Origin of the sequence: Rhizobium aethiopicum (assembly GCF_014197535.1) — a bacterium.
Classification (GTDB): Bacteria; Pseudomonadota; Alphaproteobacteria; order Rhizobiales; family Rhizobiaceae; genus Rhizobium; species Rhizobium aethiopicum_A.
In genome coordinates this window covers 519,019-533,279 of sequence record NZ_JACIFV010000001.1, presented here as the reverse complement: position 1 = coordinate 533,279, position 14,261 = coordinate 519,019, and the positions used below count along the sequence as shown (strand labels likewise).

At 62.0% G+C, this 14,261-nt stretch carries 18 protein-coding genes; 6 read left to right on the top strand and 12 right to left on the bottom strand.

Annotated features, from left to right (window positions below):
* Positions 1–45 precede the first annotated feature (45 nt).
* The 7 genes from GGD53_RS02715 to GGD53_RS02685 form a co-directional block, all read right to left on the bottom strand.
* Positions 46–576, bottom strand: a complete 531-nt coding sequence (locus tag GGD53_RS02715; RefSeq protein ID WP_184453319.1) for a tyrosine phosphatase family protein — start codon at positions 574–576, stop codon at positions 46–48.
* Entirely contained in the window at positions 573–1,145 is a 573-nt protein-coding gene (locus GGD53_RS02710) for a YfbR-like 5'-deoxynucleotidase (RefSeq protein ID WP_184453512.1), read from the bottom strand. The genes GGD53_RS02715 and GGD53_RS02710 overlap by 4 nt, the downstream gene beginning before the upstream one ends.
* Positions 1,146–1,174: 29 nt before the next feature.
* The gene (locus tag GGD53_RS02705; protein WP_184453317.1) at positions 1,175–2,020 is read right to left on the bottom strand and encodes a YgfZ/GcvT domain-containing protein; all 846 of its coding nucleotides are present in this window, start codon (positions 2,018–2,020) and stop codon (positions 1,175–1,177) included.
* 97 nt (positions 2,021–2,117) lie between these two features.
* Positions 2,118–2,873, bottom strand: a complete 756-nt coding sequence (locus tag GGD53_RS02700; RefSeq protein ID WP_184453315.1) for a hypothetical protein — start codon at positions 2,871–2,873, stop codon at positions 2,118–2,120.
* An 18-nt stretch (positions 2,874–2,891) separates the two neighbouring features.
* Positions 2,892–3,149, bottom strand: a complete 258-nt coding sequence (locus GGD53_RS02695) for a hypothetical protein (RefSeq protein WP_020920882.1) — start codon at positions 3,147–3,149, stop codon at positions 2,892–2,894.
* Positions 3,150–3,252: 103 nt separating this feature from the next.
* Entirely contained in the window at positions 3,253–3,669 is a 417-nt protein-coding gene (locus GGD53_RS02690; RefSeq protein ID WP_184453510.1) for a TIGR02301 family protein, read from the bottom strand.
* Between the two features lie 58 nt (positions 3,670–3,727).
* Positions 3,728–4,144: an NUDIX hydrolase gene (locus GGD53_RS02685; protein WP_184453313.1), complete on the bottom strand. Its 417-nt coding sequence runs from the start codon at positions 4,142–4,144 to the stop codon at positions 3,728–3,730.
* Positions 4,145–4,324: 180 nt separating this feature from the next.
* Between GGD53_RS02685 and GGD53_RS02680 the strand changes: the two genes are divergently transcribed.
* Both GGD53_RS02680 and GGD53_RS02675 read left to right on the top strand, forming a co-directional pair.
* On the top strand, positions 4,325–4,645 hold the full coding sequence (locus GGD53_RS02680) for a YnfA family protein (protein ID WP_184453311.1): 321 nt from the start codon (positions 4,325–4,327) through the stop codon (positions 4,643–4,645).
* Positions 4,646–4,707: 62 nt separating this feature from the next.
* On the top strand, positions 4,708–5,472 hold the full coding sequence (locus tag GGD53_RS02675) for an SOS response-associated peptidase (protein ID WP_184453306.1): 765 nt from the start codon (positions 4,708–4,710) through the stop codon (positions 5,470–5,472).
* Between the two features lie 137 nt (positions 5,473–5,609).
* Here GGD53_RS02675 and GGD53_RS02670 read toward each other — a convergent pair whose 3' ends face one another.
* The 3 genes from GGD53_RS02670 to GGD53_RS02660 all read right to left on the bottom strand — a co-directional run bounded on the left by GGD53_RS02670 (position 5,610) and on the right by GGD53_RS02660 (position 7,747).
* Positions 5,610–5,756, bottom strand: a complete 147-nt coding sequence (locus GGD53_RS02670) for a hypothetical protein (RefSeq protein WP_176439441.1) — start codon at positions 5,754–5,756, stop codon at positions 5,610–5,612.
* Positions 5,757–6,042: 286 nt separating this feature from the next.
* The gene (gene pssA, locus GGD53_RS02665; RefSeq protein ID WP_184453304.1) at positions 6,043–6,888 is read right to left on the bottom strand and encodes a CDP-diacylglycerol--serine O-phosphatidyltransferase; all 846 of its coding nucleotides are present in this window, start codon (positions 6,886–6,888) and stop codon (positions 6,043–6,045) included.
* Between the two features lie 55 nt (positions 6,889–6,943).
* Positions 6,944–7,747 (bottom strand): phosphatidylserine decarboxylase, encoded by an 804-nt coding sequence (locus GGD53_RS02660; protein WP_281413893.1) that lies wholly within the window; start codon positions 7,745–7,747, stop codon positions 6,944–6,946.
* A 182-nt stretch (positions 7,748–7,929) separates the two neighbouring features.
* On the opposite strand from GGD53_RS02660, the gene GGD53_RS02655 reads away from it, so the two are divergent.
* The 3 genes from GGD53_RS02655 to GGD53_RS02645 are packed head-to-tail and all read left to right on the top strand — an operon-like array spanning position 7,930 to position 9,257.
* Positions 7,930–8,244 carry an ArsR/SmtB family transcription factor gene (locus GGD53_RS02655; protein ID WP_184453300.1) on the top strand — a complete coding sequence of 105 codons (315 nt, stop codon included), beginning with the start codon at positions 7,930–7,932 and terminating at the stop codon, positions 8,242–8,244.
* Positions 8,241–8,600: an SRPBCC family protein gene (locus GGD53_RS02650; RefSeq protein ID WP_184453298.1), complete on the top strand. Its 360-nt coding sequence runs from the start codon at positions 8,241–8,243 to the stop codon at positions 8,598–8,600. The genes GGD53_RS02655 and GGD53_RS02650 overlap by 4 nt, the downstream gene beginning before the upstream one ends.
* A gap of 45 nt (positions 8,601–8,645) precedes the next feature.
* Positions 8,646–9,257: an ATP-dependent Clp protease proteolytic subunit gene (locus GGD53_RS02645; RefSeq protein WP_184453295.1), complete on the top strand. Its 612-nt coding sequence runs from the start codon at positions 8,646–8,648 to the stop codon at positions 9,255–9,257.
* Positions 9,258–9,318: 61 nt separating this feature from the next.
* On the opposite strand, the gene GGD53_RS02640 is transcribed toward GGD53_RS02645, so the two are convergent.
* A complete protein-coding gene (locus GGD53_RS02640) occupies positions 9,319–11,196 on the bottom strand; it encodes an ABCB family ABC transporter ATP-binding protein/permease (protein WP_184453293.1) in 1,878 nt (625 codons plus the stop codon).
* A gap of 211 nt (positions 11,197–11,407) precedes the next feature.
* Complete coding sequence (locus GGD53_RS02635; RefSeq protein WP_184453291.1) at positions 11,408–13,462, bottom strand: LysM peptidoglycan-binding domain-containing protein; 2,055 nt, start codon at positions 13,460–13,462, stop codon at positions 11,408–11,410.
* Between the two features lie 154 nt (positions 13,463–13,616).
* Here GGD53_RS02635 and GGD53_RS02630 point away from each other — a divergent pair, with 154 nt between their 5' ends.
* Positions 13,617–14,240 carry a TIGR00730 family Rossman fold protein gene (locus tag GGD53_RS02630; protein ID WP_184453289.1) on the top strand — a complete coding sequence of 208 codons (624 nt, stop codon included), beginning with the start codon at positions 13,617–13,619 and terminating at the stop codon, positions 14,238–14,240.
* Positions 14,241–14,261: the final 21 nt, after the last annotated feature.

The following is a 14,261-nucleotide window of genomic DNA, read 5'->3' as shown; positions in this document are numbered from 1 at the left end:
GGCTATTGCGGGGTCGAGGCCAAGATGGAGCGGAGGGCGGCAGCGTCAACCGCAGGCGTTGTCGCGGAGCCCAAGCAGGAACGGCGCGTTGCCGTCGGCATCGGCGCCACGTCCGATTGCCTTTACGGCGGCAACCAGCCGGCCGCCGCGGTCAAGCAATGTATCACCGATCTCGATCAGCCGGGCGTTCGGCGTCGCGAAAGGCGAGGCGGCGCGCAACCGACGGGCAAGTCCTTCCTCGTCCTGATCCGGCGCGATCGACAGCGCGGCGATGAGTGCGGCGGCCGGCGATCGTGACACGCCCATCCAGCAATGGATGAGCAGCGGGGTGTCCTGCCGCCACGATGCGGCAAACTCGATGATCGCCTGCACATGCGTTTCGTCAGGCGCCACGAGACCGCCCGTGCCCTTGAAAGCGATGTCGTTCATCGAAAGGGTCAGGTGACGATCGGGCGCGACCACACCCGGCCGATGAAAGGCCTGTTCTTTGGCGATCAGGCTGATCATGTCGCGCGCCTTGTGGCGCACCGCCATTTCGGCAATACGCGAGAGCGGCGAGACGACGATAAAGCTCACGATACTATCCCCCGCTCGGCTTCGATCGCCGTAAAGCGCTCGCAGAACAACCGCTGTGCCTCGACCGCCGGCAAAGGTTCGATCATCAGCATCTCCTTGCTGATGCCGCGCGGCTGGCCGAAGAATTTCTGCGCCTCGGCGGGCGTGAAGCCGGCAAGGACCGTCGCCTCGAAATAGGCCGCGATCGTGTCGGCCTTCTTGATCCGGTCCTTGAGATCGCGCGATGGATGAGGCGGCAGGCCGAAGCGCAGGTGCACCGCGGCCTCCAGCCGCATTTCCACCGCCTTATAGCCGCCGCCGACCACGGATTTGAACGGCGAAATCATGTCGCCGATCACATATTCGGGCGCGTCATGGAGCAGCGCCATCAGACATTCCTCCGGCCGCGCATTGTTGAAGCGGCGGAAAATATCTTCGACGACGAGGCTGTGCTGCGCCACCGAAAAAGCATGATCGCCTGATGTCTGACCGTTCCAGCGTGCCACGCGCGCGAGACCATGGGCGATATCGGCGAGTTCGACATCGAGCGGCGAGGGGTCGAGCAGGTCGAGCCTGCGCCCGGACAGCATGCGTTGCCAGGCACGCGGGGCTTTGGCCGTCACGCGCTGGCCTCGTCGGCGCTGGTGGGGAAGACAAGGCCGGACCATTGCGGCAGGGCAAGAGAGACCGACGTTTGGCCGGCCAGCAGCGGCGTGCCTTCCGCCATCGCAGCACCGGCGCGGTCGATTCGCACGATCGCAAGCCCGCTTCCGCCCTCGACCGAACCGAGTGTTCCCACCGGCTTGCCGGCGGCCGTGATCTCCGTGCCCGCTCGAGGCAAGGCCGTAGCGGCGGACACGGTGACAACGCGCCGCCGCGCAGTGCCGCGGTGCTGCATGCGCGAGACGACCTCCTGGCCGACATAGCAGCCTTTCTTGAAGGAGAGGCCGTCGTTCAGATCCATCAGCACGTCATGCGGGAAGGCATCCTGCAAGGCGAAGTCCAATCCGGAGGTGACAATACCGTGGCGGATGCGCAGCGCCTCATAGAGCGCGGGCGCGTCATCGCCATGCCTTCCTGCCCGGCGGCTGAGCAGGACACCCGCCTTGGCGAAGCGGCTGTCTCGGGCACCCCCGATGCGATCGGCATCCTCGCCCCAGCAAACGGTAATGCCATTCTCAGGCTGGGGCGCAAGCGTGACGGCGGCCCGCAGCCTGTACATCGTCAGGCGCTTCAGCAGCCCGTCGCTCTGGCCGGCATCCGTTTCGATCAGGTAGCCCTCGCCGTCCTGCCAGACCATGAAGTCGAACAGGATCTTGCCCTGCGGCGTCAGCAGGGCTCCCGGGCGTGCCTCGTCGGGCGCCAGCGAAACGATATCGGTGGTGATCAGGTTCTGCAGGAAGGATTGGGCGTCCGCACCGCCGACGGAGAGCAGGGAGCGGTCTTTCAGGAATACGGCTGGCATGGCGGAACCTGTCGCGTTGGTCGTCACTCAGAGGTATGACTTCGTGAAGTGGATCGCAAGCGCCATGCGACATGTGGAAGACGCATGCGAGGCGGCGTCAGTCGCCCGCCGTGAAGAACTTCCACTTGCCGTCGGGCGTAATGCCGAGGCGGTAGAAATTATAGCCACCGAATTCCTGCATGTCGGAAAGGTCGCCGGCGGTAACTATGCGCAGCAGCTCGACTCGCTCCGGCGGCGTCAGCGACTTCAGATCCTTCTCGGCGAAATAGGGCCAGACATACATGTCGTCTGATGTGCCCTGGCCGACATGGACGAAACCGGTCGAAACGATATCGAGCATGATGGCGAGAATTTCATCTCCGTCGGGATCGCCGGAGAGGTCTTTCAGCGTGCCGATCGGGTCGTCGGTCGCTTCACCCACCGTCACCTGCGTCTGGTCTTTGCCGGTGCCCATCAGCGGCCGCAGCCGTTCGAGATCGCCAGAGGCGGCGGCCTCGACGATCTGTTGGCGCATTTTGCGAACCGGCTCGGGCGCCTTGTTGATGTCGTAAATCACCTCGACCGGCTTGGATGCGTCCTGGGCGCCCGGCGTCTTGTCGACGCCCTGACTGTTCTGGCTGTTGACCAGCGGCTCGGCCATGGGAACGCCGGGTGTGGTGCCCTGGGGCTGGTTCTGCCCCTCAGTACTTCCTTGTGCGGGCGGCGCATCGCTGGGGGCCTGGCCGGGGATCTTGTGGAGTTCGGAAAGTGCGTAGGCTGAGGGCGCGAGGAGGACGTTGCCGGCGGCAAAGCTCAGCGCAAGCATCACCGGCGCGAGCCGAATTCGCGAAACTTTCTCTTTACCGATGCGCATCGAACTCTCTGAAAATAATTATTGCAGGGTGCGGTTGGCGGAAAATTCGCCGGCAAGCATACGGTCGCGCAGCGAATCGAGCAGAGCTTCGGCGCTGTTTTCCCCGTGCAATCGGATGGTTTCGCGCAGGGCATGCGCGATGGCGGCATCAGCTATGATCTCCGGCTCGATCCCGTCGGCCATGCCGTCGGCCCAAGCCTCGTTCTGGTACTCCAGAGCCGCCTGCATCTTTTCGTGGACGATCATGTCGTCGATGTCGTTGAGGCTTGCTTCCATTGTCTTTTCCTCAGAACTTCTCATGTCTTACTGCACCGTTAATAACACTAACAGCCTTTTCCCAAAACGACACGCCCGCATGCGAAAACAGGTTAATTAAACGTCAATTTCCAAAGCGCGAGGTAATTTCTGTGGCGAGTGTTGCACCTTCGTTACGGTAGCGCTCTTCTGCCACGATGGCCGCCGGGGTGCAATCCGTATAGACGGAAGCGAAGGCCCGGTAGCCGCGATTGAAGGCGGCGGTGAGCCTTTCCTTGCGCTGCGGCTCACTGCCGGTCTCCGAATCGAGCAGTTGCTTCATGCCTTCCCGCCACTCATCCCCGCCCGGCGCCTTGCAGAGCGTTCTCAGATAATGCACCGAACCCAGCACTTCGGCGAGTCGCGCCAGCTTGTCGTCATAGGGTACGGTCGCGACCGGCGGCGCAATCTCCTCCTGCGGCGGCGGCGTATTCTTGCCCTGAGCCATGGCGGGGCCGACAAGCACGATCAGGGACAGGACAACGCGTCGAACGGGAATCATGCCGCCAGTTGATACGTTGAGCGTGACGGCAACAAGGCGCGCCTGAAAGTTTCCACTTCTATTCACCGCCCGCCAGCCGTTCCGCGCATTCGAGCACGCTTTGCGGCACATGTAGCCGCCGGATCTCCTCCACCGTATACCAGCCAAGCGCCGCCGCATCGTCGGCGGCTTCCGCCACCATTTCCCGGTCGGCGTCGACGCAAAAGACCGAGAGGAAGAAATGGCTCCTGATGCTGCCGTCCGGCCCATGTGTCTTAAGGTCATAGGTCGAAAACAGCCGCGGATTATGCGCCGAGATGCCGGTTTCCTCGCGGAACTCCCGCAGCGCCGTCTGCTCCGGCGTTTCGCCCGGCTCGGCGCGGCCGCCGGGAAAGGCATACATGTCGGCAGAGGGCGGGTTGCGTCGCAATACCAGAAGGAATCGCCCGTCGCGTTCGAGAATGGCGGAGGAAGCGGCTTTGGCGGTGGAGGTCATGGCTGCTCTTGCTGTGACGGCCTATTCGATCCGACGGGCTGATGATTGCGGGCCGCGGCTGCGGGCCAGCCCGATTTTCGTGTGGGATAGCTCCCGAGACAAGCCCCAAAATCTGCGCAGCGGTTCCCGAGATAACGACATCTGTGCAACAAGGAGTCAAAATATTCGAAAGGGCTTTGCGTGATCTATCTCATTTACGCCTTTGCCGCCGTTTTCGAGGTCGCCGGCTGCTTCGCCTTCTGGGCGTGGCTGAAGCTCGAAAAGCCCATCTGGTGGCTGGCGCCGGGCATGATCTCGCTCGCGCTTTTCGCCTGGCTTCTGACGCTGGTGCCGAGCGATGCCGCCGGCCGAACCTTCGCAGCCTATGGCGGCATCTACATTCTTGCCTCGCTCTTCTGGCTATGGCTGATCGAAGGCCTTGTGCCCGATCGTTATGATATCGGCGGCGGACTGATCTGCCTTGCCGGGGCGAGCGTCATCCTCTTTGCGCCGCGAGCCTGAAACACGTCATGCAAAAGCAAGTGCGCCTTGACCGGACTCGGACCGGGTGCAAAGACAGGCCGATGTGTGGACGTTTCGCCCTGACAAGCTCCGTTGCCGATCTGAGCGACTTCTTCTCCGGTCTCGATCTCGACGATTTCCCGGCGCGCTACAACATCGCCCCGACGCAGCCGATCCTCGTCGTCATCGCAGGTGAGGGCAGGGAGCGGGGCAGCAACCTGCCCGACCGGCGCGCCGTGCTCGTACGCTGGGGCTTCACGCCGGGCTGGGTCAAGGACCCGAAGGATTTCCCGCTGCTGATCAATGCACGCGCCGAGACGGCGATCGGCAAGGCCTCGTTTCGGGCGGCGATGCGTCATCGCCGCGTGCTTATTCCGGCCTCAGGTTTTTACGAATGGCATCGCCGGTCCAAGGAGAGCGGCGGCAAGCCGCAGGCCTATTGGATCAGGCCGCGCCAGGGCGGGGTCGTCGCCTTCGCCGGACTGATGGAGACATGGTCTTCGGCCGACGGTTCGGAGGTCGATACCGGTGCGATCCTGACAACGTCAGCCAATGCGGGCATCTCCGCGATTCACGATCGCATGCCTGTCGTCATCAAGCCGGAGGACCTCTCGCGCTGGCTCGATTGCAAGACGCAGGAACCGCGCGAGGTGGTCGACCTGATGCAGCCTGCTCGGGGCGATTTCTTCGAGGCCATACCGGTTTCCGACAAGGTCAAGAAGGTTGCCAATATGGGACCGGACCTGCAGGAGCCGGTCGTCATCGAAAGACCGCTCGAGGCGCCTGCGAAACAAAAGCCGGATCACGGCCAGCTCAGCTTTTTCTAAAAACGGGATCGGCCGCTTCCGGCACGGCCGCCTGTTCGGCTCAGCCGCGATGCTGAAGGCATGCACGAGAGCCATGCCGCGGTTTCGGGATGACGGCATGGCGGAAACCGGATGACTGCTGTTCGAAGCTCGGCGCTTCAAGCGGATTTCTTGACACTGTCCGGCTTGTTCTTTGTCATCAGCGATGCCGCGGCAACGGCCTTCAAGCCGACCGGGCGATAGTTGGCGGCGAGGTCTGGCTTGGCCGCCTGTTGTTCGCCGGTACTGCTCTTCTTCGAAGTCACGATACTCTCCTTGCGTGTTGCTTCCCTGGGTATTTTGTACTTTTGCTTTTCGTCGGAAATAGCGACAAAACGGCGGCGTCGCTTATCAGGATTTGTGAACGCTCACCATAATTCGCGAGGCTTAACTGAAGCCTACGTTGGTTAATACTTACTGAAGGGAGCGGTTCCAAAAAAATCGCAAAGCGGTTTTCCCCCCGGGAAAACGCGTGGGCGTATATCCGGGAACTAGGTGACAACAGGAGAGATGCAATTCCGTGGCCCGGGAGAATACGGAAGCGCGCCGAGGTCAGATGTGCCGGCCGATATCGTCGTCGCCGACGCCGGGTTCCTCGATCGTCAGCGTCCCATATTTGCGCCGCCATCTGCGTGCGCCGAAGGGAAGGGAGACGAGATAGGCGGCAACGGTAAAGACCATCACCTCCCAGGTGTAGCTCATCAGCAGAGCCACATAGAGCACGACGCCGAGCATCATCGGCAGCACCAGATCGCGCCGCAGGCGGTTGCCTTCCGATTTGCCCGACCAGACCGGCAGCCGGCTGATCAGCAGGAAGGCGATGGCGACGGTGTAGATGGAAGAGAGATAGGCGAAGGTGCGGTCTGTCGCCAGACCGAGAAAGCCGAGATAGACCGGCAGCAGCACCAGCATGGCGCCGGCCGGCGCGGGCACGCCGACGAAATATTCCGATTGCCAGCTCGCCTTGTTTTCGCGCTCGGCCATGACATTGAAGCGGGCAAGGCGAAGGCCAGCGGCGATCGCATAAATCAGCGCTGCGATCCAGCCGAGCGAGCGGGCCTGGTCGAGCGCGAAGACATAGACGACGAGAGCAGGCGCAACGCCGAAATTGACGATATCGGCAAGCGAATCCATCTGCGCGCCGAACTTCGAGGTCGCCTTCATCAACCGTGCCACGCGCCCATCGATGCCGTCGAGGAAGGCGGCGAGCAGTACCATCGCGACGGCGAGCTCGTAACGGTTCTCGAAAGCGAGCCGGATGCCGGTCAGCCCGGCGCAGATCGCCAGAATGGTGATGAGGTTCGGAAAGACGAGGCGGAACGGAATCTCGCGCAGGCGCGGACCGCGGGCGGAATCATCCGGCCCGTTTGGCTCGAAAGGCGGAAAGGGTGTTTCCATGTCGCGTTCCAATCGTTCCTAGAGCAATTCCGGCAAGGGCGCGGGGTTCCGCGGCTTAGCCGCGGCGACTGATAACTGGACCCTTGGCCGAGGCGAATTCGGCGATGACCGTTTCCCCGGCAATCGCCGTCTGGCCGAGCGAGACGCGAGGCGCTGCACCGGCGGGCAGGAACACGTCGAGCCGCGAGCCGAAACGGATCAGTCCGAAACGTTCGCCGGCGTCCAGCGGCTCGTTGGTGTTTGCCCAGCAGAGGATACGCCGCGCCACGAGACCGGCAATCTGCACGACGCCGATCTGGCCGTGCCGGGTTTCGATCACCAGTCCGTTGCGCTCGTTGTCCTCGCTCGCCTTGTCGAGTTCGGCATTGACGAAGCTGCCGGAGCGATAATTGATGCTGACGATGCGCCCACGCATCGGCGCCCGGTTCACATGGCAGTTGAAGACGTTCATGAAGACCGAGATGCGCAGCATCGGCTCGGAGCCGAGGTCGAGCTCTGCCGGCGGGGTCACCATCTGGATCGCCGAGACCTTGCCGTCGGCGGGAGAGATCACGAGATCGTCGTCCTGCGGCGTCACCCGCTCGGGATCACGGAAGAAATAAGCGCACCAGAGCGTGAAGATCATGCCGATCCAAAAGAGCGGCTTGAAGATCCAGCCCAGCACCAGCGATGCGACGAAGAAGGCGGCGACGAAGGGGTAACCCTCCTTGTGCACGGGCACGATCGTGTTGCGAACCGTGTTGAACAGGCTCATGGCTGCCGGTCTCCTTGCTTTTCGGTTTTTGCTGGTTAGCGAAAAACCGGCTCCTGAGCAATGCTGCGACCCTGGCCCTGGTTCCGTCGTCGTGGTTCTGAACAACAAAAGCCGGTAACGCTACCCAACCACTAACGTAAATGCGGAATTGCTAAGGTTTTATGATCCCACTTTGTAGCTTTTGACCGGCTTCGGCCCGATGCGGACATCGTCTAGGATTTCCGCAGCAACAGAAAGCTGCCTCAAAATAGCTTGCGAATCGCATAAGTACGTGCTTATGTGTCCGCATGATCGAGAATGACTTTTTCCGAGCTTTGGCAGACCCGACCCGCCGTGCGATCTTTGAGAAGCTGGCGGCAGGGAGCATGAATGCTAGTGCCTTGCGCGAGGGCATGGAGATTAGCCAGCCGGCGATGTCGCAACACCTCGCGGTTCTGCGCAGTGCAAAGCTCGTGAGGGAAGAACGACAGGGTCGCTTCGTGAATTACGAAGTCAACCCCGATGGGTTGGCTCTCATCGCCCAGTGGCTCGCAAAATACCGCGCCTATTGGCCGGAGCGTATCGCAGCACTCAAAGTCTTGCTGAAGGACATGGATCAATGAACGAAGGGAAGACCAAGGAGCAGGATAGCGGCGTCGAGTTGGAGTTTGACTTGGGCGATCCGCCGCAAAAGGTCTGGCGTGCCGTCACCATTCCCGAACTTCGGGAAAGGTGGTTGCCGAAGGATGCGTTGGCTGATCCCGATGCGATCACCGTCACCCCCGGCCAGAAAGTTCGCTACAAGCTGCGTGACGATAACCCGCCTTTCCTTGAAAGCACCGTGACGTTCACGATCACCCCGAATGCCACTGGCGGCACCTGCCTTCGGATCGTCCACGAACTGACGGACGCAAGATTCGACGGAATGGCAAGAGCGCCGGCGAACAGCAACAGCCCGCCCCTCATGCTCGCCGCCTGACACGGCGAGCCTCCCCTTAAAATTCTGAAAGTCTGGAGGTCGCCGATGCGCGCAGCGATGCAACTCGTCCCTATGGTCATAGAACAGTCCAGCCGGGGGGAGCGATCCTTTGACATCTATTCCCGGCTTCTGCGCGAGCGGATTATCTTCCTCAATGGCGAGGTGAACGATACCGTTTCGGCCCTCGTCTGTGCGCAACTGCTGTTTCTGGAAGCGGAAAACCCCAAAAAGCCCATCAACCTCTATATCAATTCGCCGGGCGGCGCCGTGACCAGCGGCCTGGCCATATACGACACCATGCGCTTCATCCGTGCGCCGGTTCATACACTTTGCATGGGGACGGCCCGTTCAATGGGATCGTTCCTGCTGATGGCAGGCGAACCCGGCGAAAGAGCCGCATTGCCCAATGCCAGTATCCTCATTCATCAGCCCTCCGGCGGCTTTCAAGGGCAGGCTTCCGACATGCTGATTCACGCCGAGGAAATATTAAAGACCAAGCAACGCATGACGCGGCTCTACGCGGAGCATTGCGGACGTTCCTATGAAGACTTTGAGCGCGGGATGGATCGCGACCGCTTCATGACGGCGGAGCAAGCGCTTGAATGGGGTCTTATAGACCGTATTCTGAAAGTTCGCGAAGACACGAGCAGCCTATAAGCGATGACCGGCCAACATTCCACATTTACGTACGGGCTGAGTAACGCTGCCGCCTCCCGCTTCAGCTTGCCGGGGCAAGCCGCGCGATCACGCCCATCTCGTCGCTTTCGCGCACCTGCTTCAGATGCTCCTCCGCCTGTGTCGCCTCGCGCTGGCGGTTCCACATCGAGGCATAAAGGCCGTTCCTTTCGAGAAGGGCGGCATGGGTGCCGCGTTCGGCGATCTCGCCGCTTTTGAGCACGATGATCTCGTCGGCGCCGATGACGGTCGAAAGCCGGTGGGCGATGACCAAGGTCGTGCGGTTCTTCGAAACCAAGTCGAGGGCCGTCTGGATTTCCTGTTCCGTCGTCGTATCGAGGGCCGATGTCGCCTCGTCGAGGATCAGGATTGGCGGCGCCTTGAGGATGGTGCGGGCGATCGCCACACGCTGTTTTTCGCCGCCGGAAAGCTTGAGCCCGCGCTCGCCGACCTTGGTATCGAAACCTTCGGGCAGCGCCTCAATGAAATGGGCGATCTGCGCCACCTCGGCCGCTGCAAACACCTCGCCATCACTCGCCGATGGGCGGCCGTAGCGGATATTGTAGGCGACCGTGTCATTGAACAGCACGGTATCCTGCGGCACCATGCCGATATGAGAGCGCAGGCTCTTCTGCGTCACGGTGCGGATATCCTGGCCGTCGACCGTGATGCTGCCGCTCTGGATATCGTAGAATCGGTAGAGCAGCCGCGACAGTGTTGATTTGCCGGCGCCCGACGGCCCCACCACCGCGACCGTCTTGCCGGCCGGCACGTCGAAGGAAACGCCTTTGAGGATCGGACGCGCCGGATCGTAAGCGAACTGCACATCCTTGAAGGAGATCGCGCCCTGCCGGATCCGAAGCTCGGCAGCGTCGGGGGCGTCCTTGACCTCGGCCTTCACCTCGAGCAAGTCGAACATCTGCTCGATATCGGTCAGACCCTGGCGGATTTCGCGGTAGACGAAACCGATGAAATTGAGCGGTGCGGAAAGCTGCAGCAGCATCGAATTGACGAAGACGAAATCGCCAACCGTCTGCTCGCCGCGCTGCACCGCCAACGCCGACAGCACCAGCATGATCGTCGTGCCGATACCGAAAATGACACCCTGGCCGAAGTTCAGCCAGCCGAGCGACGTCCAGACGTCGGTCGCCGCTTTCTCGTAGCGCTCCATCGACTTGTCGAAGCGTTTGGCTTCCATCTCCTCGTTGCCGAAATATTTGACGGTCTCGAAATTGAGGAGAGAGTCGATCGCCTTGGTATTGGCGTCGGTGTCGCTGTCGTTCATCGAGCGGCGGATGGCGATGCGCCAGTCGGATGCGCGGATCGTGAACCAGATATAGGCCGAGACGGTAAAGGCTGTGACGGCAAGATAGGAAAAGCCGTAGCCCCACCAGAAGATCACCGCCGTCAGCAGGAATTCGATGACGGTCGGAACGGAATTGAGGATCGTGAAGCGCACGATCGTCTCGATGCCCTTGGTGCCGCGCTCGATGATGCGCGACAACCCGCCGGTCTTTCGCTCAAGATGGAAACGCAGCGACAGCTCGTGCATATGCACGAAGGTCTTGTAGGCGAGCTGGCGCACGGCATGTTGCCCGACGCTGGCAAAGAGCGCGTCGCGCAGTTGATTGAGGCCGAGCTGGATCAGCCGGGTGACGTTATAGGCGATGACAAGGGCGATGGCGCCGGCAAGCAGCGGCGGTACCGCGCCGGCAAGATCCATCCTGCCGTTCAGCGCATCGGTGGACCACTTGAAGAAATAGGGGACGAGCAGCAGGACGAATTTGGAGATCAGCAGATAGACCGACGCCCAGACGACACGCATCTTGAGGTCGGTCCGCCCGGCCGGCCACATATAGGGCCAGAGGTTGAAAAGCGTCCGCAGCAGGTGCGATTCCGAGACTGTCTTGCCGTTTGCCATGCCGTATCTCCAGTCCGGATGATTTGCTTCGATGTCCGGCAAGGCGTGGGGCAGGGGCGCGCCTCTCGCGCCCACCTGAATCCCGAACCGCCACCGGCAGATAGGGCGTCGGGCCGAGGAATGCAACACGTGCAGGGGCCGGGAAAAGTGAGGCCGGGCGTTTCTCCCGCCCGGCTTCATCATGTCGCGTTGCGCTTAAGCTGCCGCCTTTTCAGAGGTGCTGCTTGGAGAGCCGTTTACGGTGCAGTTCCTCGGCATTCGGCAGCGCGTCCTTCGGCAGGCCGAAAATCTGGCCGGGACGAATGCGATCCGGGTCGACGATCTTGTCCTCGTTGGCGATGTAGATCGTCGTATAGCGCACGCCGAGGCCATAGGTTCGGCGCGAGATCTGCCAAAGCGTGTCGCCACGGCGGATGATGACCGCCGCATTGTTTGCCGTCAGCGGCGCCTGTTCGAACGTCTTCGGCTGATTGCTCGCAGCATCGTTTGCGGCGGGCGCGGCCGGTGCGGGCGTGTCGGTTAGTTCACCGATGATCGCACCCAGTCCGTCGAGCCCAGCGCCGACTGATTTTGCATCCTTCGGCAGATCCTGCAGCACCTTCAGCGCCTTGGCGGCGGTTTGCGAGGAGGCGCCGGAGGCCTGCTTGAAGCTGTCGGACGCATCTGCCGCCGGGCGGAAGTCGGCGACAGAGCGCAGCGCGAATTCCGTTGCCGAGCGCGCCGCCGCCAGCTGTTCGGCACCTGGCAGCTTGCCATCGGCAAACAGCCCCGTCAAAAGCCCGAACGCCTTGCCGGCTTCGGCCTTGAGCTTGCCGAGTTCGCCTTCGTCGAGCGGTACCATCGAGGAAGCGCCGTTTGCATCGGCGGGGCCGGCTTGAGCAGCAACCCGCACCTGGTCGCCCGCCGGGCGGTTGAAATTCACTGCGGCCCGCACGATCACCTTGCCCGTGGGATCGACAACGTCGACGCGAATCTTATGATCGCCGACCGAGAGGGCCGCGACACCGTCGATGACGAAATGGCCGTCGGGTCCGGCCGTGTCCTGGCCGACAAGGCTGTCGTCGGCATAACCGAGGACCTTGGCGTTGGCGCGCGCCGTGCCGGCAATGAAGATCTTGTTGCCCTCGATCTCGACAGCGTTGACCATCACATCCGGCGCAGTGGCCTTGTTGGTTTCGCCAGCACCGGGAACGGCCGGCGCCGCATCTGTCCCGCCGGCGGAGGCGTCGGGCAGACCGGGCGTCTGCAGCGCCAGCTCACCGGTCGGTGCTGCTGTTGCGGCAGGCGCGTCGGCTGCAGCGGTCCCGCCAGTTGCCGGCCTGTCCGCAGCCGGCGCCAACGGATTGGAGGCCTCGGCGACTTCGGTGTCCCCTGTCGGCGCAGTGATGATGCGGCTCGCCGCGCCAGGCTTGGAGACCATCGCGAGCAGGTTTGCGGCATTGCCGTCCTTCGGCACGGAAACGGTGGCGACTTCTTCGGAAAGCGCGGTCTTGCCATCCTTGCCCGTCACCTTGAGCACGAGCTGGTGGTCGCCGGCCGGAAGCGGATCGTCGAGGACGGCGGCGAAATCGCCGCTCGGGCCGATATCGGCCGTCGTCACCACCTTTTCGCCGTCGAGTACTTCGAGCTTGCCGTTCGGCTCGGCGGAGCCGGCGATGACGGTCGATCCATCAGGCTCGACGCGCAGGACGTCGAAGGCCGGAAGTTTCGGGCCGGCATTTGCGGCCGCCGGGGTCGCGGCAGAGGCAGGTTCGGGGGCACCGGTCAGCGCAGCTTCGGCCCTGGCAATCGCGGCAGGCGCATCCGCCATATTTTCCGGCAGCGACTGCACGATGGCGAGCGCCTTGGCGCCGCCTTCTTTAATCTTGATGGCAATGGCTTGTGTTGCGGGATCGATGCCCTCGGGAACGGTGAAGCCCACAAGTGCGGTGAGCGCATTGACGGCCTTGGTCTTGGCGGCGGTGAAGACATCGAGAGCAGGGCCTTTGCCATCCGCAAACAGCGCCTTCAGCTCGCCGAGCGCCACGCCGGCGTCGGCCGAAAGGCGTCTGACCTGATCGGCGACCCCAGTCGAGTCGGCCACGGCAGAGCGTGATGTCTTTGCCGCTTCGTTAACCGTGTTCTTGAGCTCCGTGCCCGCCTGGTTGATGGCGTCGCCGACTTTGGATGCATCGCCGCCGATGCGCGGCATGACGAAGAATACCATCAGTAGGATTGCGATTACGAGCACTGCAAGGGCCAGCAAGCCGGCACGGTTCTTCATCATTATGTCTCCCAAGGCGGCAATTTGCCGTAGTAACCGAAATTGCTAGCGATTTCCGATGCTTTTCACAAGCATTCAACGCAATTTCGCAAGCTCGGCACGCTGCTTTTCAGTCAATTTTCTTGACTGCATTGAAATGGAATAGTTGTTTTGCCCTATGACCGAACAATCTGTATCGATTCGATCCATCTGCGTTTACTGCGGCTCAAGGCCGGGACGCGATCCTTCTCACATGGCGGCCGGGCGTGCTCTCGGAAGAGAGATCGCCGAATACGGCCTGCGCCTCGTCTATGGCGGAGGTACCAAAGGCATCATGGGCGCGGTTGCGAGCGGGGTGCTTTCAGGCGGCGGTCAGGTCACGGGTATCATCCCGGAATTTCTGATCGATATGGAAGCGACTCGCCATTCGCTCGGTCAGCTCAACGAACTTATTGTAACCCCTGACATGCACGCGCGCAAACATACGATGTTCGAGCGGTCCGATGCCTTCGTCGCGCTGCCCGGCGGCATCGGCACGCTGGAGGAGATCGTTGAGATCATGACCTGGGCGCAGCTCGGCCGTCACGAAAAGCCAATGGTCTTTGCCAATATCAACGGTTTTTGGGATCCGATGATGGAGCTGATGCGCCATATGACTGAAGAAGGCTTCCTGCACACCGCCCATCGGGTGCAGCCGCTCGTCGTCGACGACGTCGCCGGCATCATTCCGGCGATCATGGCCCAGGCCGCCCAGCTCGCCGCCGATCGTGAGGGCGAGGACGAAGTGATTTCAAAGATGTAGGCGGCGTAGCAGTCCTTGGAG

Coding starts and splice junctions, on each gene's coding strand:
- GGD53_RS02700 (WP_184453315.1), bottom strand. CDS start 2,873: ATGCGCATCGGTAAAGAGAAAGTTTCGCGAATTCGGCTCGCGCCGGTG.
- GGD53_RS02705 (WP_184453317.1), bottom strand. CDS start 2,020: ATGCCAGCCGTATTCCTGAAAGACCGCTCCCTGCTCTCCGTCGGCGGT.
- GGD53_RS02695 (WP_020920882.1), bottom strand. CDS start 3,149: ATGGAAGCAAGCCTCAACGACATCGACGACATGATCGTCCACGAAAAG.
- GGD53_RS02675 (WP_184453306.1), top strand. CDS start 4,708: ATGTGTGGACGTTTCGCCCTGACAAGCTCCGTTGCCGATCTGAGCGAC.
- GGD53_RS02655 (WP_184453300.1), top strand. CDS start 7,930: ATGATCGAGAATGACTTTTTCCGAGCTTTGGCAGACCCGACCCGCCGT.
- GGD53_RS02630 (WP_184453289.1), top strand. CDS start 13,617: ATGACCGAACAATCTGTATCGATTCGATCCATCTGCGTTTACTGCGGC.
- GGD53_RS02645 (WP_184453295.1), top strand. CDS start 8,646: ATGCGCGCAGCGATGCAACTCGTCCCTATGGTCATAGAACAGTCCAGC.
- GGD53_RS02690 (WP_184453510.1), bottom strand. CDS start 3,669: ATGATTCCCGTTCGACGCGTTGTCCTGTCCCTGATCGTGCTTGTCGGC.
- GGD53_RS02640 (WP_184453293.1), bottom strand. CDS start 11,196: ATGGCAAACGGCAAGACAGTCTCGGAATCGCACCTGCTGCGGACGCTT.
- GGD53_RS02710 (WP_184453512.1), bottom strand. CDS start 1,145: ATGCTGTCCGGGCGCAGGCTCGACCTGCTCGACCCCTCGCCGCTCGAT.
- GGD53_RS02635 (WP_184453291.1), bottom strand. CDS start 13,462: ATGATGAAGAACCGTGCCGGCTTGCTGGCCCTTGCAGTGCTCGTAATC.
- pssA (WP_184453304.1), bottom strand. CDS start 6,888: ATGGAAACACCCTTTCCGCCTTTCGAGCCAAACGGGCCGGATGATTCC.
- GGD53_RS02650 (WP_184453298.1), top strand. CDS start 8,241: ATGAACGAAGGGAAGACCAAGGAGCAGGATAGCGGCGTCGAGTTGGAG.
- GGD53_RS02685 (WP_184453313.1), bottom strand. CDS start 4,144: ATGACCTCCACCGCCAAAGCCGCTTCCTCCGCCATTCTCGAACGCGAC.